At 48.4% G+C, this 25846-nt stretch carries 20 protein-coding genes; 17 read left to right on the forward strand and 3 right to left on the reverse strand.

What is annotated here, in order from left to right; all coding sequences use genetic code 11:
* Positions 1–105: 105 nt before the first annotated feature.
* The 9 genes from QL234_RS08990 (at position 106) to QL234_RS09030 (ending at position 12600) form a co-directional block, all read left to right on the forward strand.
* Entirely contained in the window at positions 106–1377 is a 1272-nt protein-coding gene (locus QL234_RS08990) for an SET domain-containing protein (RefSeq protein ID WP_281557477.1), read from the forward strand.
* On the forward strand, positions 1355–1852 hold the full coding sequence (locus tag QL234_RS08995) for a GNAT family N-acetyltransferase (protein ID WP_281557478.1): 498 nt from the start codon (positions 1355–1357) through the stop codon (positions 1850–1852). Before QL234_RS08990 ends, QL234_RS08995 begins: the two co-directional genes overlap by 23 nt.
* 415 nt (positions 1853–2267) lie before the next feature.
* The gene (locus QL234_RS09000; RefSeq protein ID WP_281557479.1) at positions 2268–4001 is read left to right on the forward strand and encodes an AMP-binding protein; all 1734 of its coding nucleotides are present in this window, start codon (positions 2268–2270) and stop codon (positions 3999–4001) included.
* On the forward strand, positions 3994–5319 hold the full coding sequence (locus QL234_RS09005; RefSeq protein ID WP_281557480.1) for a hypothetical protein: 1326 nt from the start codon (positions 3994–3996) through the stop codon (positions 5317–5319). The genes QL234_RS09000 and QL234_RS09005 overlap by 8 nt, the downstream gene beginning before the upstream one ends.
* A 60-nt stretch (positions 5320–5379) precedes the next feature.
* Positions 5380–6204 carry an enoyl-CoA hydratase-related protein gene (locus QL234_RS09010; protein WP_281557481.1) on the forward strand — a complete coding sequence of 275 codons (825 nt, stop codon included), beginning with the start codon at positions 5380–5382 and terminating at the stop codon, positions 6202–6204.
* Between the two features lie 49 nt (positions 6205–6253).
* Positions 6254–7069 (forward strand): outer membrane protein OmpK, encoded by an 816-nt coding sequence (locus QL234_RS09015; protein ID WP_281557482.1) that lies wholly within the window; start codon positions 6254–6256, stop codon positions 7067–7069.
* Positions 7070–7371: 302 nt separating this feature from the next.
* Positions 7372–10446, forward strand: coding sequence for an ABC transporter substrate-binding protein (locus QL234_RS09020; protein WP_281557483.1), 3075 nt, complete (start codon positions 7372–7374; stop codon positions 10444–10446).
* A gap of 280 nt (positions 10447–10726) precedes the next feature.
* Positions 10727–11917 (forward strand): hypothetical protein, encoded by a 1191-nt coding sequence (locus QL234_RS09025; RefSeq protein WP_281557484.1) that lies wholly within the window; start codon positions 10727–10729, stop codon positions 11915–11917.
* Between the two features lie 71 nt (positions 11918–11988).
* Complete coding sequence (locus QL234_RS09030; RefSeq protein ID WP_281557485.1) at positions 11989–12600, forward strand: glutathione binding-like protein; 612 nt, start codon at positions 11989–11991, stop codon at positions 12598–12600.
* Positions 12601–12699: 99 nt separating this feature from the next.
* Here the strand turns inward: QL234_RS09030 and QL234_RS09035 are convergent, their stop codons facing one another.
* Entirely contained in the window at positions 12700–14091 is a 1392-nt protein-coding gene (locus QL234_RS09035) for a DUF1501 domain-containing protein (RefSeq protein WP_281557486.1), read from the reverse strand.
* A 29-nt stretch (positions 14092–14120) separates the two neighbouring features.
* A complete protein-coding gene (locus QL234_RS09040; RefSeq protein ID WP_281557487.1) occupies positions 14121–15956 on the reverse strand; it encodes a DUF1800 domain-containing protein in 1836 nt (611 codons plus the stop codon).
* 316 nt (positions 15957–16272) lie between these two features.
* Here QL234_RS09040 and QL234_RS09045 point away from each other — a divergent pair, with 316 nt between their 5' ends.
* The 3 genes from QL234_RS09045 (at position 16273) to QL234_RS09055 (ending at position 19418) form a co-directional block, all read left to right on the forward strand.
* Entirely contained in the window at positions 16273–16833 is a 561-nt protein-coding gene (locus tag QL234_RS09045; RefSeq protein ID WP_281557488.1) for a hypothetical protein, read from the forward strand.
* A gap of 147 nt (positions 16834–16980) precedes the next feature.
* On the forward strand, positions 16981–18309 hold the full coding sequence (locus QL234_RS09050; RefSeq protein ID WP_281557489.1) for a hypothetical protein: 1329 nt from the start codon (positions 16981–16983) through the stop codon (positions 18307–18309).
* 116 nt (positions 18310–18425) lie between these two features.
* Entirely contained in the window at positions 18426–19418 is a 993-nt protein-coding gene (locus QL234_RS09055) for a 2-hydroxyacid dehydrogenase (protein ID WP_281557490.1), read from the forward strand.
* A gap of 27 nt (positions 19419–19445) precedes the next feature.
* On the opposite strand, the gene QL234_RS09060 is transcribed toward QL234_RS09055, so the two are convergent.
* Positions 19446–20288, reverse strand: coding sequence for a LamG-like jellyroll fold domain-containing protein (locus tag QL234_RS09060; protein ID WP_281557491.1), 843 nt, complete (start codon positions 20286–20288; stop codon positions 19446–19448).
* 779 nt (positions 20289–21067) lie between these two features.
* On the opposite strand from QL234_RS09060, the gene QL234_RS09065 reads away from it, so the two are divergent.
* The 5 genes from QL234_RS09065 to QL234_RS09085 all read left to right on the forward strand — a co-directional run bounded on the left by QL234_RS09065 (position 21068) and on the right by QL234_RS09085 (position 25836).
* Positions 21068–22168, forward strand: a complete 1101-nt coding sequence (locus QL234_RS09065; RefSeq protein WP_281557492.1) for a sigma-54 dependent transcriptional regulator — start codon at positions 21068–21070, stop codon at positions 22166–22168.
* Positions 22169–22483: 315 nt separating this feature from the next.
* A complete protein-coding gene (locus QL234_RS09070) occupies positions 22484–22723 on the forward strand; it encodes a hypothetical protein (RefSeq protein ID WP_274049318.1) in 240 nt (79 codons plus the stop codon).
* Positions 22724–22769: 46 nt separating this feature from the next.
* A complete protein-coding gene (gene tssC / locus QL234_RS09075) occupies positions 22770–24710 on the forward strand; it encodes a type VI secretion system contractile sheath large subunit (RefSeq protein WP_281557493.1) in 1941 nt (646 codons plus the stop codon).
* 31 nt (positions 24711–24741) lie between these two features.
* Positions 24742–25350, forward strand: coding sequence for a type VI secretion system tube protein Hcp (locus QL234_RS09080; protein ID WP_281557494.1), 609 nt, complete (start codon positions 24742–24744; stop codon positions 25348–25350).
* 96 nt (positions 25351–25446) lie between these two features.
* Positions 25447–25836: a hypothetical protein gene (locus tag QL234_RS09085; protein ID WP_281557495.1), complete on the forward strand. Its 390-nt coding sequence runs from the start codon at positions 25447–25449 to the stop codon at positions 25834–25836.
* Positions 25837–25846: the final 10 nt, after the last annotated feature.

Raw genomic sequence — 25846 nt, forward strand, 5'->3', positions numbered from 1 at the left:
GGCAGAGCTATCAAGTTTGCATGGAACTAAGCCACAGTTTTGCTATTTTTTTGCGACCAAATTCCCGCTGCTGTTACCTACCTAAAAACAACAAGCGAGAATGTTATGCAATTAACCCAATTTCAGTCAACAAATTGCCCGTCATATGCCTTACTCGAATGGTTAATGACAGCTGGCATTGATTGCTCAGTGATGAGGATCAATGACCTGAATAATGGTGAGCGTCAATTAGTGGCTACGCGTACGATTCATGCAGGAGAGAAGCTGTTAACTTTACCCCGGTCTCATTTGATGAGTGTCGGATTAGCCCGACAATCCGATATCGGAGAAAAGCTGGCACAAGCCGGGGGCAAGGAGGGGCATGCCTTACTGTCAGCTTATCTGTTGCAAGAAAACAACAGGGAAAACTCCTTTTGGGCACCTTATCTGGAGATGTTGCCGACACACTTTAACCACATTCCGTTATTTTATTCCACCGACATGCTCAGTCAGTTACAGGGTTCCCCCGTTATTGAAATGATACTGATGAGGCGTTTTACCCTGGAGCAGGATTATCACCGGCTCAGGGAACTTCCTGAAATGAAAGACGTGACTCTTGTTCAATATATGTGGGCACGAACGGCGATCAACAGTCGTTGCTTTACCCTCAATGGTGAAGTGGTGCTGGCCCCCTTGCTCGATATGGCCAATCACATGTCCAGCCCCAATAGCCTTTGGCAGCAAAATAAGGAAAAAAATGCCTTAGTGCTGGTCAGTCAGGATAACATTGCTGCCGGTGAAGAGATTACCGTCAGTTACGGCCGTAAAAGTAACCGCCGCCTTTTTGCCAGCTATGGCTTTGTCCACGATGATAGCCGTTTTAACAGCGCCAGGATCACCGTATCTCTGGATGTCGCAGATCCCCTGATAGCAGAAAAAATGGCCTTGATGGAGATAGAAAACTATGCCCTGGACATAGATATCGGCCCGGGTGAGCCGGAAGGGTTTTTAAAAGCACTGATGTTTTTACGAATAAGTACATCAAAGTGTCTGCAATCAGAGTTGGCCTGTTACCAAAAACCTCGCACCAAGCTTGATGAAATTTTGGTGTTGCAGGCATTTTTGCAAACTTGTCAGCAAATGCTGGCCCTGTATGACAGCAATGAAGTTACCCAAGTGCCTCACCGCGGAGGACAAAATATAGCTGATTGTAAAAAATTTCTTGCCCAGGAAAAGCAAACCCTTAAGCACTATGTTTCGTTTGTCTCGACCGCATTAACCTTTCTGACTCACGGCAAGCGTATTGATTATATTCAGCAGGAATTAGAAACCCGCTATCAGAGAGATTTATTGGCATTATTTGAGGAACAGCAAATTGATAACGTCAGCAGATATTAATATTGAACCTTTAAAACCGGCACATTGGTCGAAAATTTTACGCATCCGGTTATATCCCTTACAGCAGGCATTTGTGCCGTCACCGATGAAAGTGCAAAGCCAATATATTTTCGACCGTAAAGATAACAAACCGCCATTTGAAGTCTTTGTGATCAGCATAGCCGATCAGGTGGCGGGCTTTTTTACCCTGGTCAAGGATGTTGATGATTATCTCTGGTTTGGCGGTTTCCAGGTCGATACTGCTTTTCAAAACTCAGGGGTCGGCAGGGCGGTTTTTGAAAGGTTATATGCTTTTATTATCAAGTCTCCGGAATTTGCCGGGATCAGTTTGAATGTGCAATACCATAATAAAGCCGTTATTCGCTTTTACCAGCGTATGGGCTTTGCCCTGGTGGCCATGATGAAGCCGGCGGATGAACCTTTATGGTTGATGAAAATAAGCCGGGAAAATATTGCCCAAAAGAGCAAGAGCTAACAGCCTTAACGCCTGCTTACACTATCGCTTTTTGGCTTTAAGTTACGGGCGTTTTACTTTATACCGGGATAGTCATACTTGCTCTACCTGGCATTCAAAGCATTGCTGTTGCCGGGTAGCGCCCGGCAAAAGTCACATCACGATCTTACTCCTTGAGCCCCAGTCTCATTAGCTGCCTATTACTGCTATTCACTTCCTTTACTTTCAACAAAATTGCCTGCCTGGCGAGATACCGAGTTTTTACAATAAATACAGTGCTTTAGAAATTAGAGCCATCAATCAGGTATGTGATACTTATGTGATAAAAATGAGATTGAAACGTTAGAAAACCGTGATCGAATCGTTATTAATGTGTGAGTTATTTTTGGCGGCATTTGGTTAACTTATTTCGTGCTTATATTTAAAAGGAACGATTATGAGTACAAATAAATTAACCCAAATAGAAAGTGTAAATGAAAGCAAACCGAGTCCTTACCTGATCAAAAGCACCAGTGCTAAGGGACTTACATCTGAATCAACCTATCAAAAAGCAGCAGTTCAAAGGCAGGCATTTTTACCTGAACCCTTACAGGAATTACCTTTGTCAGATCGGATCCTGTTCGAGTTTTTCGGTCAGGGGGGGGTAGAAGCTCCGGATTATCACTTAATCCATCAGGCCTTCGAACAATATGCCCGTCTTAATCCAGACGATATTGCCGTCACCCACCTGGGCAGCAGCATTTCTTATGGTCAGTTAAATCAAAAAGCAGAGTTATTGGCGAAAAAGCTGATGACCCTGGGGGTGAAACCCGGCGATAAGGTGGGACTGTTTTTAACCCGCTCTATAGCCATGGTTGTGGGCATATTGGCGGTGTTGAAACTTGGTGCAGCTTATGTGCCGCAGCATTTAGGGGTGACCAAGGACCAGCAATTATTGCATATCATTAAGGTTGCCAAGATCAAGGTCATTTTAACCTTGTCCGATCTTGCCCATTTACTGCCGCCAAGACATGCATGCCGGCTGGTATGGGCGGATGAAGTGATCACCGGGCAAGCCTATCAGCATTTCTCCTTGCCGGATCTGAGCCGCTACCGGGACGGCAGTTTATTGAGTTTTGTGTTGTTTACCTCAGGCACTACCGGCCAACCCAACGGGGTCTGCGTCAGCCACCGCAATCTGTGCAATATTGTATTAACACCGCCCGGCAACTTGATGACAAAGCCCCGGCAAAAAGTGGCGCAAGTGCTTAGCATCGCTTTTGATATGGCGGCCTGGGAAATTTTCACCAGCCTGGCGCATGGCGCAACCTTATGTATTCGCGGCAAAAAAATCAGCGATATTGACCCGGATGTTGAAACCATTATCGCCACCCCGTCGATCTTATCCGCGCTTAACCCTGGCGATTTTAGCAAGATTAAATGCGTGGCGGTGGCGGGGGAGCCATGCCCTAAACCCCTGGCGGATTTATGGTCCAGCTATTGCCGCTTTTATAACTCCTGCGGCCCGACCGAAACCACTATTGTCAATACCATGCAAGATTACCAGGAGGGGCTTAAGTCGTTAACCATCGGCAGTCCGACCCCCAATAATACCGTCTATGTGCTCGATGAAAATGAGCAGCCGTGCCGGATCGGGGAAACCGGTGTGATGTGGGCCGGGGGAGAGTGCGTGACCCAGGGGTATCTGGGCAATGATGTCCTGACCGGACAGAGATATAAAAGTGACCCCTTTCGCGGCAACGGCGCCATGATGTTCAGGACCGGCGATCTCGGACGTTGGAATGCCGACGGCGAGCTCGAGCACCTGGGACGCATTGATGATCAGGTGAAGATCAAAGGTTTTCGGGTAGAGCTAGACTCGGTTTCGGCCTGCCTGGAAAAAGTGGTGGGTTGTCGCCAGGCGGTCACGTTAAAGCTGGATAAGGAAAGCCTGATCGCCTTTGTCACCCCGGCAGAGCTTAATATGGATGAGCTACAACAAGCCGCTGAGCAGGGCCTGCCTTATTACGCGGTTCCCAAGACTATCATGCCCCTGGCTGAGCTGCCAATGACCCCGAGGGGAAAGGTGGATAAACGCGCTTTACTGGCCGGTTATCTGGCCAACAAGCCCGAACCAAATGAGCCTTTGCAGGCACAAGGGGTTTCCCCGGCGGAGGTCAGTTATGAATAACTCAATGGCATTGGCGCTGCCGGAGCAGCAGTCCCTGGTAAAGCGGTTTTTGAAATATCCGTTTCTGGCCCATTACCAGCGTTTATTTTTACTGGTGAGCGCCGTTAATCTCTACTTTTTATTTAACGGCGTATTTACCGAGCACTGGTGGCATGAAAATGGTTTTGCCCTGGAAACCATCAGCGAGCTGATGCTGATAAACCTGACGGTGGCGATTTTGATCCGCCAGCAATATGTGATCAATGCCTTGTTTTGGCTCGCTACGCGTGCCCCTACCAGCTGGCCGCTGAGCATTCGCTGGCACTTAGCCAAGGTCTACCATTTTGGTGGTTTGCACAGTGGCTGTGCGACCTTCGCTACCGCCTGGTTTTTCATTTATAACGCCTCGCTCTGGTTTTATTCGTTGCAGGGCATAAACCTGGTGCCGGACTTTTTACTGGCGCTGTCGACGGCATTGTCAGCGGCTTTAGTGCTGATAGCACTTTGTGCCTTGCCTGCCATACGCCGCGATTATCACAACCTGTTTGAAATCGTCCACAGGTTTGGCGGTTGGAGCGTGTTAGCGGGTTTCTGGTTGCATACCTGGTTGTCTGTTGTTCCGCCAAGTGGTGAGCTAGCCCCGGTATTGCAAAGCCCGGCATTCTACCTGCTTTGCCTGGTCACCATCAGCATAATCTTGCCCTGGCTCAGGCTAAAAAAAGTGCCTGTGTCGATCTCCCGGCCATCTTCCCACGTGGTATTGGCCAAGTTTGATTATGGGGTAACACCCTTTGCCGGTTCATCGACCGCAATCAGCCGCAGCCCCTTAACCCAGTGGCATTCGTTCGCCAATGTGCCGAGCCCGAATGAACCCGGATTCAGGCTGACTATTTCACGTGCCGGTGACTGGACCGGTGAACTTATCGACGATATGCCTTCACACCTTTGGGTGCGGGGCATACCAACCGCCGGGGTCGCCAATATCGAGGTGTTATTTAAACGCGTTGTTTATATTGCCACCGGCAGTGGTATCGGTCCTTGTTTGCCGCATTTATTAGCTGCCAAGGTGCCTGCCTTACTGGTATGGGCAACCCGTGATCCGCGTAAAACCTACGGTGATGAACTGGTCGATGAAATTATGTCGGTACAGCCCGATGCCGTGATCTGGAATACCAAAGAAAAAGGTAAGCCGGATATGGTGGCCCTGGCTTATCGCGCCTACCGGCAATTTAATGCCGAGGCGGTGATCTGTATCTCCAATCAGGCACTCACCAATGAAGTGGTTTATGGCATGGAAAGCCGCGGCATTCCCGCTTACGGCGCTATCTGGGACTCGTGAGCCCAACAGTCAGTGTTAAGGCGGTAATGCCTTATCAATCAATAATTAAAGGAACTTATTATGAATAACATCAATGTAAAAAGCAGCGAAAGCACCAAAAATGAAGCCTTAGAGGCAAGTGCCAATGTCCGGGTGGAAATCACCGGTAAGGTCGCCTTGCTCACCCTCAATCGCGATCAGGCCCTTAATGCTTTAAACAGCGCATTAATGCAGGAGTTGATCGAAAAAATGCAGCAGCTTGAAGCCAGGGAAGATATCGGCTGCTTCGTGATCACAGGCAATAGCCGGGTCTTTTGCGCCGGTGCCGATATCAAGGAAATGCAAAGTAAATCCTGCCAGCAAATGATAGCTGAAGATTATTTCAGTCCCTGGGAGCAGTTCACTGCCATCAAAACCCCGAAGATAGCTGCGGTTTGCGGTTATGCCCTGGGAGGGGGCTGTGAGCTGGCCATGATGTGCGATCTGATTTATGCCGGGGAAAGTGCGGTGTTTGCACAGCCGGAAATTAACCTCGGGGTTATCCCCGGTATCGGCGGCACGCAAAGGCTGACCCACAGCATAGGCAAAGCGAAAGCCATGGATTTGATCTTAACCGGGCGTTATATGCCGGCCAGTGAAGCAGAGCAGTCAGGCCTGGTGGCCCGGGTGTTTACCGATGAAAGCCTGTTGGAAGAAGCCTTATTTGCGGCGCAAAGCATCAGCGAGAAAGGGCGCTTAAGTGTGGCTTTGGCAAAAGAGGCGATAGAGCAGTCGATGGAATTGCCGCTAACGCAGGGACTCTTGTTCGAGCGCCGGGTTTTTCATTCCCTGTTCGCCAGTGAAGATCAGCAAGAGGGCATGGCAGCGTTTATTGAAAAGCGTCGGCCCAGCTTCACTCAGCTTTAACGTTTTCAGCAGACAAAATTTATCAATTAATTTTAAAAGGAACTTTCCTATGTACCAAATGATTAAAAATACAACGAAAAAAGCAATTAAAACCAACACAGTCCAAATCATCAGCAAGCTATTGGTTACCGGGCTGCTCTTTAACGCTACTCCTGCTTTTGCCGAGCAGGATAGCGGCTTTGTGAATGTCTCGGTCAATTACTGGGACTGGAGCCAGGGCACACAGGAGCGCTCCGGCAAAAAAAGTTTCAGTTATGTCGGCGCTGAAGCCGGTGGCGGATACGACTGGGGAGATGTCTATGGGTTTCTTTATCTGCAAAACCCGGCTAAGGGGGATTTTAAAGCAGATCAGGCAGGCCAGCACGGGGCGGATCAATTTCGCATCGAGGCTAAAACCACAGTGAATATCAATATTTCTGACTCCAACTGGAACTGGTACGGAGATATTTTTAATTTCAGCGATTCTGCCGGTGGCTATGAGCAAAACCTGATCGCCGGACTCAGTTATGAACTAAATACCGACAGCGGCTTTTGGATGCGGCCGTTTTTAGGGGCACATTATGTTCATAATAGCGATATAGGTGCCGGCTTTAACGGTGTCATGACCGGCTGGGCTTTAGGTTACACCACCTTTATCAATGATCATAAATTGACCTTTTTCAACTGGAATGAAATCGAGTTATTGCGCGCCGACGAATATGCCGATATTAACGGCGACAAAACCGGGTTAAATGGCGCCGCCTCTGTGTGGTATCACTATAGCGACCAGTTATCTTTTGGCATCCAGTACCGCTATGCCAAGGATAAACTTGGTGCCAATACCTACCAAAATGGTTTTATTTATACCACTAAATATAATTTTTAGTCCGGGTTGTAAGGGGGCCTTCGGCGATGGTACTTAGCAACGATCATCCAGTTGCCCCCGATATTCCCGGTGGCGGTAAAAATGTCAGCCGGGGAAAATGTTTGTTTATGTGCGCAAGGCGGGGATATGCCTTTCCCGTCAGCGCTATTACAGAGCCAAGAAAATATTGCCGTTGACCTGTTCGCCAGACAAGCGCCTGACTTGGTCATTAAGCCCAGATCCGACATTCTTCTATACTGTATAACAACACCTGCTAGCAAACGTTTACGCTTGATGTCTCCAAGCCTGCCCCCAGAGAAAATATGTTTAGCCAGTTAGCCACATTTTTTCGTGCCTTATTTCTTGGTGCGCTGTGTGTATCGCCTATGCTTTTACAGGCCCAGCAGATCCAAAGCAGGGAAGTCGTCCTGAGGCTAAAGTGGTTTCACCAGTTTCAGTTTGCCGGATATTATGCCGCGCAAAAGATGGGCTATTATCGCGAAGCAGGAATGCGGGTCACCATCTTACCCCGGGATATTAATTCAAGTCCCGTGGCAGAGGTGCTGGCCGGCAGTGCGCATTTTGGCATCTCGGACTCGAGTTTAGCCCTGCATAAACTCAATGGCGAACCTGTGGTGGTACTGGCCTGTATTTTTCAAAACTCCCCTATGGTGCTGATCAGCCTGGCCGAGCAGCAAATGGTGTCGCCGCTGGATTTTGTCGGCAAACGCATCATGTATCAAAAAGGGGTCAATGATGCCATGATCGCCGCCTTATTCTATGAAGTCGGGCTAAAGCCCGGCGATTACCAGTATTTGCCCCATAGTTTTGATGATATGGCGCTGATCAAAGGAGATACCGATGTTATCTCCGCCTATATCACGGATCAGCCTTTCCTCTATAAACAAAAAGGCATAGAGGTGAACATCGCCAATCCCATCAATTACGGTATCGACTTTTACGGCGATCTGCTGTTTACCTCGCAAAGCTTGCTTAAACGGGATCCCGAGCTGGTACTAGCCTTCAGAAAAGCCAGCATCCGCGGCTGGCAATATGCCCTGGAAAACCCACAGCAGGTGATCGACTGGTTGATAACGGATTATCACAGCCAAAAAAGCCGGGCTGCGCTGACATACGAAGCCCAGGCCACCCGGCGGGTGATCAGGCCGTTATTAACTGAGCTTGGCAATATCAATATGGGGCGCTTTACCCAGATCTCGAAAATCTACCAGGAAAAAGGCCTGGCGCCAGAATCGGGGGATTTAAGTGGATTTCATTATCTGGATTATTTTAAGCAGGCCCCCCGGGAGACATTTTATCTGCGGACCGCGATTTTCTTTGTCGTGCTTACCCTTTTGGTGGTGGCGACTGTGCTTAATCTTAACCGGGGCTTGAAAAAGTCGGTGGCACAAAGCAGCGAAGAGTTGTACCGGGCTAATCAGCAATTGCAGGAGACTATCTATAATGCCGAGGCGGCCAACCGCTCAAAAAGTGCTTTTTTGGCCAATATGAGCCATGAAATCCGAACCCCCCTTAATGCCATTATCAACATGTCGAAGCTTTGCCTGCAAACGCAAGTAAACGCCAAACAACACAATTACCTGACTAAGGTCCATAGCTCGGCTAATTTTTTATTGCAAATTATCAATGACATTCTGGATTTTTCCAAAATAGAAGCGGGCAAACTCGATCTTGAGAGCAAGTCTTTTGCCATCGACGGTCTGTTATCGCAACTGGCGATGTTAGCGGGTCCTAAGGCCAGGGATAAGCAAATACAGTTACTGTTTGACTTACAGCCGCCGCTGCCGCTTTATTATACCGGCGATATGCTGCGCCTGGGACAGATCCTGTTAAACCTGGTCAGCAACGGCATTAAATTTACCAGCCAGGGTTATGTGAGTGTGACTTTTAAAGCGGTATCGGGCAAACAGGATATGGTGACGCTGGCAATTACCGTGCAAGATACCGGTATCGGCATCAGCAAAGCGGCACAAAAAAACTTGTTTCATTCCTTTAGCCAGGCAGATGTCTCTATTACCCGCCGTTTTGGCGGCTCGGGTCTTGGCCTGGTGATCTGTAAAGAGCTGGCGTCTTTGATGGGAGGTGAGTTGCTGCTCAGTAGTGAGGAAAATGTCGGTACAAGCGTGACCGTCAATATCCCCATGGCGCTTGCCCCCGCGCCGGCACTGCCGCAGCAGTGCTGGGTGCCGCAGGTGCTGCTGATCGGTACGGATAAGAAAACCATCACCAGTATGGCAAATACCTTAGCGGTGTTCGACATACCTGTAAGCTGTGCAAATTCCGTCCACGGTTTAGCGGATAAGCTCCAGGATATCGAGCTGATCCTGATTGACAATTCCTTCGACCCTGTGCTGACCCCGGCGGCTGTGATCGACTTTATCGAGCGACTCGGTCAACGGTGTGACTACCTGGCCACGGGGGATAAAAAAATACCGGTTTATTTATTGACCTCAGGCCAGGCTATGCCGGAGCAATTGGCAAGTTATACCGGATATTACCTGAAAAAGCCGATTTATTATTCCCGGTTATACCGGGCGGTGTGCGGCGAGCATGATCCTGTTGATAAGCCGCAGGCAACACCGCAACCTGTATCACCAGCCTGGCAGGGTAAACAGGTACTGCTGGCAGAAGATAATGACATCAACCGGGAAATCGTTATGGAATTATTGGCGGACAGCGGTATAAAACTAACCGCGGTCGCAGACGGTAAAGCGGCAATTGCTGCCTTAGAGCAGCATGCCTATGATCTGGTGCTGATGGATATCCAGATGCCGGTAATGGACGGTGTCACAGCCACCAAAATTATCCGTAAAAACCCCGATTGGCAGCAGCTGCCTATTATTGCCTTGACCGCAAGTGCCATGGTGGGTGACAGGGAAGTCGGTTTGAGCATAGGCATGAGTGATTATCTGACCAAACCCCTGGATGCACAAGACTTTTATGCGGTACTGGCCAAGTGGTTGGGGCCGAACCATGACAAGCAAAAGCACCAGCAGCAAAATACCCGGGAGAGCGAAACCGTGTTAACCATCAATCAGCGCCAGGTCCAGGGCATAGATTTACAGGCAGGATTAAGAAGTTGTCTTGGCAAACGTCCTTTGCTGGAAAAACTGGTGGTGCAATTTGCCAAAAAGTTTTGCCATATCAGTCCGGAGCTCAAAGGCGCCATCAAAAACCATGACTATGACAAAGCAAAAGCCATCAGTCATAACCTCAAAGGGGTTGCCGGTAATATCGGCGCACTGACGATATCCCGCCTGGCCGCCGATATCGATAAAGGCCTGGCACAACAGCCGGTAGAAATAGCAGAAGATGCCCTGGTACAACTTGAGCAGGAGCTGCAGCGTTTATTGGCCAGTCTCGGCAGTCTTGGTTAGCCCATTGCCTTAAGTCTTACTGTGTTCTTTCTGCTAAACGCCTGCTAACTGGTTGACCATTTATTGACCTCGATCAAGTGTTGTGCTCGTTTATTGCCCTCTCGCTGTTTATATGTTGCGCGCAAAGACGCAAAGGCATACAAAAGCCGGGTAAGAAAAGAACACGGAGTGTGTGCTCTTAAACTGATGTTGCCCGAAAGGGCGAAAAGCTTTCTATTGTTGAAATGAGCTTTCATTTCATTAGCTGTCGGTAGAGTTATATGGAACAAAGGAGAAAGGAATGTCGTTCTATACAGATGTCTTGAACTATGAAAAAGTGAAAACCCTTGCCGCAGATATTGATCAAATCGATCTGTCCACCACGGAAATCATCAAAGACCCGGATATTGCGGCGGCAACCGCACTGTCAATTTACAATAATGCCGATATCAGCACCGAAGCATTAATCGAGGCGGGGAAGCGCAGGAAAAAAGCTTACCGTAAAAACAATATCATAGGTTTTGTGCCTATTTATCTGACCAATCACTGTGACGGCGAATGTAAGATGTGCGGCATGCGCAAGAATAATGACAGCCTGGTGCGCCAGTTTTCCACCCCTTCGATGATAGATGAGCAGCTGAAATTCCTGTACGAGCAGCAACATATGCGCGGGGTGGCTTTTTTAACCGGTGAATATAACGACGGTTTTGCCCGCAGCGCCAATGCTTTTATTGTCGGCTATGCACTGCGCCGCGCCCTGGATTTCGGTTTTAAAACCGTTTATATGAATATCGGCAGCCTGCAGCCGGAGTATATGGAAATCATTGCCGACTTTATCAAACCCGAAGACAGGCACAGGGTGGCGATGTGCGTCAATCAGGAAACTTATAACGAAACCATGTATACCCGGTTTATGGCCCAGGAAGGAGATGCCTTTAAGGCAAATTTTAAAAACCGCATCGACTCTCATGACTCCTGGTCGAAAATGGGCTTTGTTTCCCACCAGATAGGTTCCTTGCTTGGGGTTAACAAGGATGTCGGCGAGGAAGTTGCCGGGCTGATCGCCCATGCCAAGTATCTGATGAGCACCACGGCAAAAACCGTGTTTTTCTCGCTGCCGAGATTAAACCCGGCCCTTGGCACCTCGAATAAGAAACTGGTTCAGGATGATGCTTTAGTGCGTGTGATCGCCACTTTGGCCTTTGTTGCGCCGGAAAGTGCGGTGATGATGACCACGCGCGAAACGAGAGAGTTGCAGGATCAGGTGATGCCCTTGCTTGGTTGTCTGGCCCCGGGAACACCGGAAGTAGGCGGTTATCTCAATGATCCGCAAATGATGCCCAACAATGAAAAGGTGGCCCAGTTCAGAATTTCCGATACCCGGATGCCAAGGGATACTTTTGAGCGGGTAGAAGCCAATACCGAGTTTAATATTCTCGATTTTGTCTCTGAAAATAACCGCGCTGAAACCGAGCTGGTTGCCAATCACTAGCAGATTAACTTTCCACCGCAGCAAGCATCAACAAGGCTTGCTGCCTTTAACGACATTTTAAGGGATATATTATGTATAAATTATATTATGCGCCGGATGCCTGTTCGCTGGCTGTTCATATTTCATTAGAAGAGCTTAATGCCGACTTTGCTCCTTTGAGGGTAAATATCGGCGAAGAAGTCAGTCCTGAATTACTGGAGGTCAATCCTCTGGCGACCGTGCCTGTGTTGATTGACGATGATTTGATCCTTACCGAAGGGGTGGCGATTCTTAACTATTTAGCCGATCATTTTCCAAAATCCAGTCTCAGGCCGGAAACCGGCAAGGCCCGCGGTGAATTTTACCAGTGGATGAACATACTCTCTGCCGGGTTGCACCGCAGTTATTGCCGGGCATTTGCCCCCGGCGCTTATGTCAAGTCTGAACTGGCGGCCGATGAAGTCTATGAAGTGGCGGATGAGGAAATTCAGGAAATGTTTATTTTTATTGATAAACATCTTGCCAGCAGAAGTTACCTCTTGGGGGAGCAGGTCAGTTTTATCGATTTTTATCTCTTTGCCATGCTTGGCTGGACCGACGCCCTGAGTTGTCCGCTGTCAAGTTACGAGAACCTGAGCGCCTTTTATGAAAGGATCCGGGTGCGTCCTGCGGTACAAAGGGCTTATGCCACGGAAAATGAATAATTGCTGTTAGTGACTTTGCTTTAGCAAGGCAAGAAGGCGGATGCCTGCCCGGAAAAGGGTAATGCATCCGCCTTAAAAAGCTGCCGAGTAAAAGGCGGGTTAAATAAAATTCAGCCGGGAAGAGAAATTATTCAGGTTCGGCAATGCCTGTGCCAGTTGCTGTTCGGTGAGGCCAAACCAGCGACCCAGGGGCTCTGCCATTTGTTCTACCGAGGTTGTGGGAATCAAACGGCCGCTGCCGGCATCCTGAGCATGGCCAAAGGACATCGGTGGCATATTGCCGTAAATATTGCGGCCATTGACCGCATCGCCGATGACAAAGTGATGTCCGCCCCAACCGTGGTCGGTACCGTCATCGTTAACCGCCAGGGTTCGGCCGAAATCAGAGGCGGTAAACAAGGTAACCTTATCCCCGAGGCCAAGCTCCTGCATGCCGGTATAAAATGCCGTAATGGCGCCATCTAACGCCGCATGCAGTTCGGGTAAGCTTTTTGCCTGCTCTGAGTGGGTATCAAAACCGCCCATGCCGACGATAAAGACCTGGCGTTTTACCCCTAAGGCCTCTTTGGCACCAATGGTACGGGCAACCCCTTGTAACTGCCTGGCAAGGTGACTTTGCGGGAAGGAGGTGGTTAAAGGAGCGATCCCGGCAAGTGCCCGGTTATAGCTGTTATTGGTGGCGCTGGATTTTGCCAGGGCGGCGGCAATATCCTGCTGGGCTAAATTGCTGCTGCTAAAGTCTGTTGCTGCAAAATGCGAGGCCAATAGCTGTGCCAGCGCTTCGTTATCGTCAACATCCCCTAAAGCGTTGATTTCCTGTGCTTCACCGGCATTTATCTGGTAGGGAATGGCATGCTCTCCGGTAAGGAACAGGTCATTGCCGCCGCTGGTGATGACACTAAATTCCCGGCTGCTGTTTTGACCGGCGCTGATGGCGGCATCGGCAAAAGCGCCGCCCCAGCCATAAACCGCCCCTTCGGGGGAGCTGGACAGCCAGGTGGCTTGCTGGTCGTTATGGGAAAATAACCGGCTGGGTAAGGCTACCGACTCCTGTTCAAATTCAGCTTGTGTCGCCGGGGTGATCAATGGCCCGACATTGCCTATGATGGCGGCATTGCCCTGAGCAAATAAATTGCTGATCCCCGGCATTTGCGGCGGCAAAGCAAAAGCGCGGCCGCCGAAACTGGCAGCATTATCAGGATTCAGGGGCAAGAGATTATTTCTGTCCCTTTGCCCCTGGTATTGACTGACCAGCGACCGGCGAATTTGCGCATAACGGTTATAAGAGCTTTGATCATAAGGTAAAACGGTATCATGATTGTCCATACCGCCGTGGAGAAAGACGCATACCAGCGCTTTATAGTCATCTCCCGTGGCGGCCAGGGCACTGAAACTGCTCAGGGCAGAGCTGACCGCTGTTAAGCTGCCAAGGCCGGTGGCGGTAGCCAGAGCGGTGGAATTTTTCAAAAATTGTCTGCGATTCATTTTCATGGTGATTGTTCCTTTACGGCATACGCCCGTTAGCCTTGTACCAGAAATTCAGGGCTGGTCATGATCATTAATATGGCGGTTTCTACCCGCTGGGCTTTATCTTCGGCGTCGATGGCGTTAATGGCTGTGATAATGCGCTCGCTTGAGCTTGTTGATAAGCTGCCTGCGGCCAGTAGCGTATTAAGATGGGCCACTAAGGTTGCGGCATTATCAGCCAAAGCGATTTCATCGCTATAGTCGGCAGCAAAACTGCTGGTAGCTGGTCCGGGATCTAAATTGATATTATCGACTTCGACAAATTCCGCATATTCCTGGCTGTATTCTTCACTGTCCATATCCCCCTGAATGAAGAAGCTGATAAAGTTGATATAACCGGGTAAAGTCGTGGCGTTGATAATTTGCAGCTCGGGCATGGTCATACCCGCGGCGCCGGTTAAACTTGCCGGTTTAATATAACCCGGGCGATAAAAGTTAAACACCGAAGGAGAGCGGTAGGCATGCTGGCCTAAACTGCTGGCTGCGCTGGTATCCCATAACTCAAACATATATTCAGGGCTGATGCTATCACCGGCAAAGGCCCGCGCCCATTGGCTAAACCTTAACACCGGCTCTTTGACTTTGCCAAAGCCCTGTTCGGCAGAGGTTTCTCTGGCGGCATCATCGGCCAGTACCGCCGCCAGGGTTGCTTTTAGATCTCCCCTGATTTCTGTACCGACACTGGTGCCGTCTTTAAAGCGGTATACGCCATTTTCAAAAGCATTGGCCACCCGTTCAATATACGCCGGGCCGGGGTTGCTGGTGACGAAACGCTGGATCAGCTGACGGCTGATGAAAGGCGCAAGGTTAGGGTGGGCAAAAATAATATCCAATGCCTGGCTGATGCTTTCCTCAGCCGGGGTATTGGCGGCAATGGTTTGGCCGAGGAAGGTTTTTTCTAAACTCGAATGGGAGTCTTCAAAGGCTTGCATCGGCATGGCAACCCTTAGCGACTCCGTTAATTCTTCGCCGTTATCATCGAGACCTTCATATAAATTTAAGCCGGTAAAGACTCTTGCCAGCCCGGTAATATCGGCATTGTTATAGGTTTCGATCGCCTGGCCCCGGTCGTCCACTTTAACAGTGCCGTCCATATTTAATTCAACCAGGCCTATGGTAAATAACTGGAGTATCTCCCGGGCATAGTTTTCATCAGGCATTCGTCCGGTGTCGGGATCGCCTTTTTCACTGCCCATATAAGTCAGATAAAACCCCATGGCGGGGGAATAGGTGACCGCTTCGAGTAACTCCCGGTAATTACCGAAAGCATGGCGGGTCAGCAAATCCTGGTAATAACCTATGGACTGGGGGACATCAAACAGCAGGTTTTCGCCAAAATCTGACACCACCAGAATCTGTGACAGGGCAAAAGCCATGCGCTGGCGCAACTGATCGTCCGCCACCAGGGCATTTTTCCAAAATGCCATACCGGCAACATGTTCGAGCAAGCCGACTTCCCGGTATTGTTCAATCAGAGGAGAATGCAGGCTTGGCGGCTTTTCAAATTCATTTTTTAGCCAACTTGAGACACTGACCCCCTGCATGGCTGAAATACTCTCGTCGGTCGGTCCGAAGCTGGCCTGGGTCAGGAAGCGGCTTATCTGGCCGGAATCTGTCAGTACCGGATCTGTGCCCGTTGCTCCTCCATTGCCGTTATTACCTGTTTCACCCCCTGAATTCGAGCCACCATTACCTGAGTTACCCGTATCCGGATTTACCACCGGGGTGCTGTTGCCGTTATTCGTGTCCGTGCTATCGCCACCACCGCCACAGGCGCTAAGCTGCACGATAAGGGTAAGTGCGAGGGCTAGGCTAAAATGCCGTTTCATTTGAATCTGCTCCCAAAATACATAAACCTGTGTTGATTTTATAAGAGCACAGGCCGAGTTTTGTTTGAGTAATGTTATGCTTTTGTAGAGGGCTAAGAAAGAAGGAATTTTTCGCCTATCTTGGTGTAAGCCGCGAATTTGGCTGGTGCCGCTTAATAATCAGGCCGGGATCCGTTAAAAAAACAACTTTTCCTTCAATTGCTTGTGCTACATTCGGATACAAAGCGATGCATTTCTCAGCTGTTTAGCACTTTTCACTTTTGTTAAATTTTCTCCCACAAACCACGAAGTAGGGGATGTCCCCGGGTGAAGCCATATGATGAATACATTGAGAAAAATAACACCGATATCCAAACCAGCTCAGCGAATCGTCCAGCAAAGCGATTTAAAGCGTAAAAACTATCTGACACTTGCAGGTATTACAGATGAAGCCCTGGCTTTGGTGAATGCTATTTTGGATCAGGCTGATGCGCTTTTTGCCCGGACAAGCTTAACACTCAGTGCCGCTGATAAAGAGAAACTGATAGAAATTAATTACTATATCAAAGGGTTATACAGACAAAAGCAGACAGGAGATGCCATTTGTATTAACCAAGAACTTAAATGCTGGTATGAACAAAGACAGTTTCTGCTGCAAGCGGTGATGACAGACGGGCAAAAGCAGCTGTTAAAGACTTTTAACAGGCAATTGCGCTTTATCCTGGATGCCGTACAACATAACCGTGGTAATCAAAAGCTGAATAAACTGTTTAACCACCTGGAACATGAACTTAACAATAAGCAGGCATTCACTGGTAACAATACCGGCAAGCGCTTGACGGCACCTGCCTACTTACCGCAACAGTCGGCAATGCTGACCATCAACCTGGCATCTTAACCGGCCTAAACAGCTTTGCTGCTTGCTTTCACTGCGACTTGCTCTTAAGATAATTTAACTGGTCGTATCAGTTGATTGGCTGATACAACCGGTCAATAAACCCGGATGTTTGGAAATAGAGCAAGATGCTCAGACAAAGGATTGTATATGAAATTTTTACCCTTAATCGGCCTGGCAACTATGCTGTTGGCCCCGCCAAGTTATGCCAATGACCAGGTACTTGAGCAGGCACTGCGACAGGAACTGGATACTCACTTCTTGCAGGATAAGATTGATAGTATCGATGAAAACGATCTCAGCATACGTGAAGATCTCGGGGAAAGCTGGATAAATAATAGCAAACAGCATGAACTTGAGGTCATTCGCGATGGTATCGACCAGCTCGGACATTTAATGCTGGGTACTTATGTGGTTGAAAACAGCCCGGTACTGGCGACAAACCTGGCGGATGAAGTTACCGGCGGTCACCAGGACTACCGTATTTTACGCGATGCCCACCCCAAGGGGCATATGTGCGTCAACGCAGCTTTTGAAGTTCTGGAGAATGATTTTTTTCCGAAAGAAAGCTTTTTAGGCAGCACTGGCCGTCATCAGGCAATCGTCAGGTATTCCAATGCCTCGGCAAGCCCACAGAGCGATGCCGACAAAGATATCCGTGGCGGCGCATTGAAAGTGTTACTGCCAGAGCAGGGGCAAGAGCATGATTTTTTAATGATCACTGCCCCCACAATTCCCACAGATAATGCCGAGCAGTTTGTGAACCTGGTGAAGGTAGCCCGGGTAGCTAATTGCATCGGCATTATTCCAGAAGGGGAAAGTGATGGTTCATTATTAGGCGCCATTGCCGACTTTGAACAGCAAGTTGTAGCCCTCGGGCAATGTATCCGTGATGGCGGCTTATCCATCTTGGATGTGCCCCAGGTGCTGCTGGCCCTGAAACGGGTTAACGATTTGAACAAGGACAGTGAGATAGAATCTCTCTTAGATAAAGACTTTTTTTCTGTAGCTCCTTATGCGTATAACGACAATGTTTTTAAATTTGAAATGTCTCCAGTCAGCTGCGATGAATTTAACCCCGAGCCTTCGCTGTTAACGGCAGAAGAAGCAAACGCCGATAACGGCCTTGAGCGAAATATAAGCCGGGTCATTTCCGCCGGCAATGCTTGTTATGATTTTAATGTTATCTCCCGGCCTTTATTTTTAACCGATAAGCAAGCGATAGAAACCCATAACAAAACCTGGGATGAGATGGCATTTTATGAACTTGAAAGAGTAAAAGTCGCCACGGTAAGTATTTCCCAATTCGAACCGGGGACAGCTGTTTCCCCGCTGGCCTGCGATAACATGACCTTTACTCCCCGCCACAGTGCGCCGGGTTTCAGGCCATTAGGCTCCCTTAACCGGGCAAGAACTTTGGTCTATGATGCGCTGGCAGATTTTAGACTTGAGGCTAATACCTATTTGCGTCAGCGTTAAAGCAGGTAAAGACTCCGGCAGTGAAAGAACTGATTTGTTCGCCGCCGGAGCAAGAATTTTATGTTAAATTTATAGCAAAGCAGAGGCATTTAACGAACGGTAATTAAGGGGAGCATATGAAAATAGCCGTGTTTTCCAGCAAAGCTTATGATCAGCAATATTTGGGGAACTACTGCGATAGCGGTTTTACCATGACTTTTTTTGAGACCCGGTTGACTGCACATACTGCCGTGACGGCACAAGGCTTTGAAGTGGTGTGCTGTTTTGTTAATGATGATCTCAGCGAGGCCACCATCAAGGTCTTAAAAGAGGTCGGCGTCAAGCTCATCGCCTTGCGCTGTGCCGGCTTTAATAACCTGGATCTACAGGCGGCACAACAAGCAGGCATTACCGTGTGCCGGGTACCGGCCTATTCTCCCCATAGCGTAGCCGAGCATGCGCTGGCGTTGTTATTATCCCTGAACCGAAATATTCACCGCGCTTTTAACCGGGTGCGGGAAAACGACTATAGCTTAAACGGCCTGTTAGGTTTTGATTTATACAAAAAGAAAGTCGCGGTGATAGGCACAGGAAAAATCGGCGGCACTTTTGCCAGAATCATGACAGGGTTGGGCTGTGAAGTGATCGCCTGTGATCCCGTGCAAGATAGCGAACTGATCAAGCTGGGGATCTCTTATGTCGCCATGGAGCAACTCTGGCAACAAGCGGATATTATTTCCCTGCATTGCCCCCTGCAGCAGGATACCTTTCATCTGGTGAACGAACAGGCGATTAGCCAAATGAAACCTGGCGTAGCCCTGATCAATACCGGCCGCGGCGCACTGATTGACACTAAAGCTGCGATCTCCGGATTAAAGTCCGGGCATATCGGTTATCTCGGTCTGGATGTCTATGAAGAAGAAGCGGATTTATTTTTTGAGGACAAATCCAACACCTTATTGCAGGATGATGTTTTTGCCCGCTTGCTCACCTTTCCCAATGTACTGATCACCGGGCATCAGGGATTTTTTACCAAAGAAGCGTTAACCGTTATAGCCCAAACCACTATGGCCAATATCCGTGCTTTTGCCGCTAATAACTTTGCGGCAATGCAGCTGGTGAATAAATAGCGTGCTTATGAAGAGGCGGTGAAAAAATTAAGACCTTATTAAATTCAGTTTTGATGAGGCCTGTAGCGACAATTTAATAGCCAGAGTAAAAATAGCCAGCATCATCAACACAAGCATATTGGGCTCAGATACCAGGGCAAAGTTATGGTCATTAACTTGCGCTACCTGCGCTTGATCCAGCGCCATATCGTAGATGAGCACTTCATCTACCGTGGTTAACCTGGCGGAAAAGGTTGGCAGGGAGGTGATCCGACCGACACTGATATTATCAAAAGAGACCGAGCCCAGATCCGTAAATAATTTTGAAACTATCAAGTGTTCGTCGACGTAATAATTAAACGTCTTTTCAACCCGGTCAACGGTGATAAAAGCCCAGTGATATTCACCGTCTGTGGTTAAGGCGTTTGGCTGAGATTCTGACTCAGGATCTGCATGCCTTGCTTCATTGGTGCCAATAACAAAAGCATAGGAGTTATCCCTAAGGTGATCATCGTAAACCCCGCCAAATCCGCCGGTGGCCGAGGAATTGGTATTGCCAAATATACGGCCATTGGTATGGGGGGCATCATCTGTTTTGTATTTTATCGCCCAAGTAAAGGAAGACATTTCAAGGGACTGCAAAGTGGCATGATTGGGTAAGGAAATATACTCTGTGGCATTTACTTGTCCTGCCGGGTTATTGATATAAATGGCCTGGTCAAATTCTCCGGCAACAAAGCTAGGGCTTCCAGTGATACTAGCGTTTAGGGCATTACCCGACTTATCTGTAATATCACCGTTAAAGTCATAATGAAGGATTAAGGCGGCATTGACTTGTTGGGGCAGGCTATAAATAGAAAAACATAAAATAGTGAGTAGGTATAAACGCATTTTAATAAACCTTGGGTAAGTTAATTTCGAATAAGTCCATTTGGCTTAAATAAACGCTTATTTCAGGTTCCGTTTTATGCAGCTCCTTTTAATGAATAAAAATAAGCAGGTTTTTACTGTATCGATTTGTATATTAATACGGCTACGGTAACAGTGATTAAAACTATAGAACACTTATGCCATAAGCTATCACCTATTGCAGGATGATATTTTTGCCCGCTTTTCACTCTTTCCTAATGTGCTGATCACCGGACACCAGGGATTTTTACTAAAGAAGCGTGAACAATCATAGCCTAAAGCACTATGGCCAATATCCGTGCTTTGCCGCCGGTGACTTTGCTGCGATGCAGTAGTAGGGAAATAACCTGGGGTAGTTTATTACCCGTTAAGGGTGTTTTTTTACCCGGGAAAAGCCGTAAAGGTGATCAGCTTACCCGTTATTTTACCGGGGAGATATTTAACCCGGGTCATTCTTTGCCGTTTAGTTTCTGGCTGTCATTTTACAGCTTTTGTCTGCGGCAACAGCTATATCGATCTTCTGTCCTGCCTGCGGTGAATCAGTTTGTTCAAGTTAAAACAGACAAGGTCCTAACATGAAATCTTTAAATAATCTACAACAAACAGGCGGAAAATTTATTTTTTGTTATATTTATAATGGTTAGTGGCCTGAAATTAATGACCGTTGGCGCTATTTTTGCTTTACCCTTTATCTAATATCTTGTGTTATCTGAACCCATTAGCCTGATGCTCAGGTTAACCAAAAGAGTGGCATTGCACGCATGGATGAATTAAACAGCAGGGAGGAAAAGCCTTTGTTTAGTATCATAGATAACAATATTATCGGACAATCCGCCTCGATAACCCAGGTTAAAAATCTCATCAAGATCAATGCCCAATACTCTGCTCCGGTGCTGATCACCGGGGAAACAGGGACGGGTAAAGAGCTGGCTGCCAGGGGGCTGCACTATAGCGGCATTTTTGCCGACAAACCTTTTATCGCCCTTAATTGCTCGACTTTTTCCGATGAACTATTTGTCAGTGAACTCTTTGGTTATAAAAAAGGCGCCTTTACCGATGCCAAAACCGATAAAGAAGGTTTGCTGGTGGCGGCCAATGGCGGTTCTATTTTTTTCGATGAAATTGACAGCTTATCGCTTAAATCCCAAACCGCGTTATTAAGGTTGTTGCAGGAGTCGGAATTTCGCCCGGTGGGCTCAAGCCAGGTGATTAAAGCCAATGTCAGGATTATTGCTGCCGCCAACTGCGATTTGTGTGAAAAGATTGCCGCCGGTGAATTCAGGCAGGATTTATATTTCAGGCTGTTTATTCTCAGTGTGCGCATGCCGCCGCTCAGGGAGCGTCTTGATGATTTGGACGTCCTGATTGCCTATTTTATCAATAAATTTAATGATGAATACGGCCTGAGTCGCAGCGGCATCTGCGAGCGCCTGTCCAGCAAACTTAAAGAATATCATTGGCCGGGTAATATCCGCGAACTGGAAAATACCATTCACCGCTATTACCTGCTAGCCGGCGGGCCTGTAATTGATGAAGCGGTAACTATAGACTTAGATCATAACAGCTTGCCGCCAACAGCCAGCGGTCAGCAAATTCAGGCGCATCCTTTTGCTGACAGCGGTAAAAGTGAGTCCGGCCAGCTCGAAGCAAAAGCCGAAGTAGAGTCAGAAACCGGCCTGGATTTTTGTGAAGCAAAACGCAAAGCCATAGAAGACTTTGAAGCAAGCTTTGTCACTAAATTACTGCACCAAACTAAAGGTAATGTCACCAAAGCCGCCAGCATGTGCGGTAAAGAGCGGCGGGCCTTTGGCAAACTGGTGAAAAAGTATCAGATCAACCGCCAGGGTTTGCAGCTGGATTAGCAGCTGATCAATCGTTACTCAGTTTTCACTTTATTCTCCTGTAATCTGTTCCCGGCGTTACTTGATGGACAGGGTTTTTGCCCGTGTGACTTTCTCTGTTTTAACCCGTCAGTGGCTGTACCCGCTTAAAGGGTAGTAATCAACCCAAGAGGGTCTTTTCTCCCCCATAAAAACCGCACCTTCTGGATGTAGCTAAGCAAAACAAGATAAATTTTATCTTTTATATCAATAAAATAGTTTGATTTTGTTTAAAAAGGGATTGCTGGCACCCCTTATGCACTACTAGGGCCTCAGGGAAGTTATTAAGAGAGCTACATGAGTATTAATTACCATTATCAAACAGATGTTGTTGTGCTCATCAAGCATTACCTGGAGGAGCATCCTCAAAGCGAGGATACCATCAAGGGGATTACGCAATGGTGGGTCAAACAGCAGAAGTTTGCAGATTCGCTGGTCGCTGTTGATAACGCACTGAAAATTTTAGCAATGCAGGGTGATGTCTGCTCAGTAGAACGCAACAACAAAACGTATTACAGGTTAACAAAAAGCAAGTAAGTGTTTTTGTTATTGGCAATAAATAAATTGTGATTTGGAGCTAATTTTGGAAAGTATTCAGAAAAAATTATCCAGGGTCAGATCGCCAAGGGTACACATCACCTATGATGTTGAAATCGGTGATGCCATAGTGCAACGTGAGTTGCCTTTGATCGTCGGTATTCTTGCAGATCTGTCAGGTAAGCCTAAAGAGGCGTTACCCCCGATCAAAGAACGGGCTTTTGTGTTTATCGACCGTGACAACTTTGACGATGTGATGGCCGGCTCACAAGTCCGTTTAGCCTATTCCGTCGCCAATGCCATTTCAGGAGAAGAGGGCGCAACCACCAATCTGGAATTATTGTTTCACAGTATCGAAGATTTCAGTCCGCTGAGCCTGGTCAAACAAATTCCCATCACCAGCACCGTTTACGCCTCACGCTGTCGTATCCGGGATTTTATGGCAAAACTCGACGGTAATGATCCCTTAGATGGCATACTCGACGAAATCCTCGCCGATGAAGCCAAACAAACGGAACTTATCGGTGTTTATGAAGGCGCAGAAGACATGTCTGCGGTGGAGCCGAACGAGCTTATCACCCGTATGCTCACCGAAGGGCGTATGGCGCTTGATGATAGCCAGAAACCTTATGCCCTGGAGCTGATCGGTGAGTTTGCCTTATCGATATTAAAAGATGCCGGGGAAAATGCTGCGCCTATCGCCTCAGATCGCATGAGCGATCGCATCTCACTGATCGACAACCAGTTGACCCGGCAAATCAACCTGGTGATGCATGATCCGGCCTTTCAGAGCCTGGAAGCAACCTGGCGCGGATTACATTTCTTGGTAATGAACACCGAAACCGGCAGTCACCTTAAACTCAGATTGTTTAATGTCTCCAAAGAGGACTTATTAAAAGATCTGCAAAAGGCGGTGGAATTCGATCAAAGCTCCTTGTTTAAGAAAGTGTACGAAGAAGAGTTTGGCACTTACGGCGGCGATCCCTTCAGCTTTTTGGTGGGCGATTATGAATTTGGCCGTCACCCGGCTGATGTGGAATTGCTGGAGAAAATCTCCGGTGTCGCCGCCTCGGCGCATGCTCCCTTTATTTCTTCCGCCTATTCAAAACTGTTTGATATGGAAGACTTCTTCAGCCTGGCCCAGCCCAGGGATCTGACCAAGATTTTCGACAGTGCCGAATTGATCAAATGGCGCAGTTTCCGTGAAAGCGAAGACTCCCGCTATGTTACCTTAACCTTGCCGAAAGTGCTGCTGCGCCTGCCTTACGGCCCGGAAACCGTGGCAGCGGAAGGCTTTGATTATGTCGAAGATGTTGACGGCACAGATGCGAAAAAATACCTGTGGGGCAATCCCGCCTATATTCTCGGACAACGTATCACCAATGCCTTTTCCCTGCACGGCTGGCTGGCGGCGATCCGCGGCGTAGAAGGCGGCGGTTTGGTGGAAGGTTTACCTACCCATACCTTTAAAACCGCGGCAGGCGATGTCAAGCTCACCTGTCCGACCCAGGTGTCCATTACCGACCGGCGGGAAAAAGAGCTTAATGATTTAGGGTTTATGGCGATTTTACATTGCAAGGGCAGTGACAAGGCGGCGTTTTTCGGCGGCCAGACCACAGGTTTGCCGCAAAAATACAATACCGATGCCGCCAATGCCAACGCCAGGATCTCGACTATGTTGCCTTATGTGCTCAACGCCTCGCGTTTTGCCCATTATATCAAGGTGATCATGCGCGATAAGATTGGCAGCTTCCAGACCAAGGAAAACGCCTCCGACTACCTCAATAACTGGATAGGCAATTATGTGCTGGTGGACGACTCCGCGCCCCAGGAAATGAAAGCCAGTTATCCGCTTCGGGACTCGCGTATAGACGTTACCGACGTGCCGGGCAAACCGGGCAGTTACCGGGCGGTGGTCTTCCTCAGGCCGCACTTCCAGCTGGAAGAATTAACCACTTCCATCCGCTTGGTAGCTGAATTGCCTTAGGCCCGGATAAGCTTTTTAAGAGAGAACGATTATGGATTTAATTTTATTGCAATTTGGTGTCAGCGGTTTTACTAAACCCGATGACACATTGGCGGGTACCACAGGGGCATCACTGATTGACGGCGCGGAAGGTCCCGACTGGAACGCCATTAATAACGGTGAGAATCCAAACGGCACCTTTGATCATAAAAACTGTATCGAGCTGGTGTCTATCAACCAGGGCATACAACAGCAGGTAACCACGGATGTCAGTAACAGCTCCCGTACTTCCGGGCGGCCGATCATCTCGGACTTTACCTGTGTCAAATATGTCGATGTCACCTCGCCGCGCATGTATGACTATTGCCTGCGGGCCAAGCCCCTGGACACGGATACCGGCAATCCCACCACGATTTACGTGTTACGTAATTCCGGGGATCAGCTCAATATCATTATGCGTTTTGAAATGAGGCTGGCGATGATCAGCGAAATCCAGTTCCAGTCGCACCCCAATGATATGCCGACCGAGCAGTTTAAGCTTAACTTTACCGAAATAGCCTGGCACCACCAGGTGCAGGGGGCCAATGTCGCCAACAAGGGCTTCTCGGCGGCGGCCTGGAGTATTGCCAAAAACCGTCCTATTGGTGCTTTGTCGCAGTAATGTTATGCCTTAAGAAAATGCCGGTAAGTATTTGCCTGTTTACTGAGTTATCAGGGATCCGGCATCAGGCACCAGGCAAGAGGGAGCGAGCGGCGGATGGCTAAGTCACTGTTTGAAAAGCTGACCCTACCGGGTCAGCCGATGAGTTTAAAGCAGTCGGTGACCAACAATATCGCGCGGCTTCTGGACAGTGGCGGTTATATTGATGCCGCTTTGGATTTACGCAGCGACTCCGGTCATATGATCACCGACAGTATTTATCCCCATGCCATGGCGGCAATCGTGGATCAGTCGGCGGGTAATAAGGAGCAGCAGGAGCTGTACCAGGCCAGGCTGGAGCAAACCCTGTTAAGACATGAACCCAGGTTAAAAGCGGTGACTGTCTATAGCGTGCTCAGTCAGGGCATGCGTACGGTGTGCCGGTTGAAGATAGAGCTTGTAAACGAAGTATTCGAGCAAGAGTTTGTTTTTGCCAACCTTGAGTAAGGTTTAAGAT

The sequence above is a fragment of the Thalassomonas sp. RHCl1 genome (assembly GCF_947387555.1).
In the GTDB taxonomy this organism is placed as follows: Bacteria; Pseudomonadota; Gammaproteobacteria; order Enterobacterales; family Alteromonadaceae; genus Thalassomonas.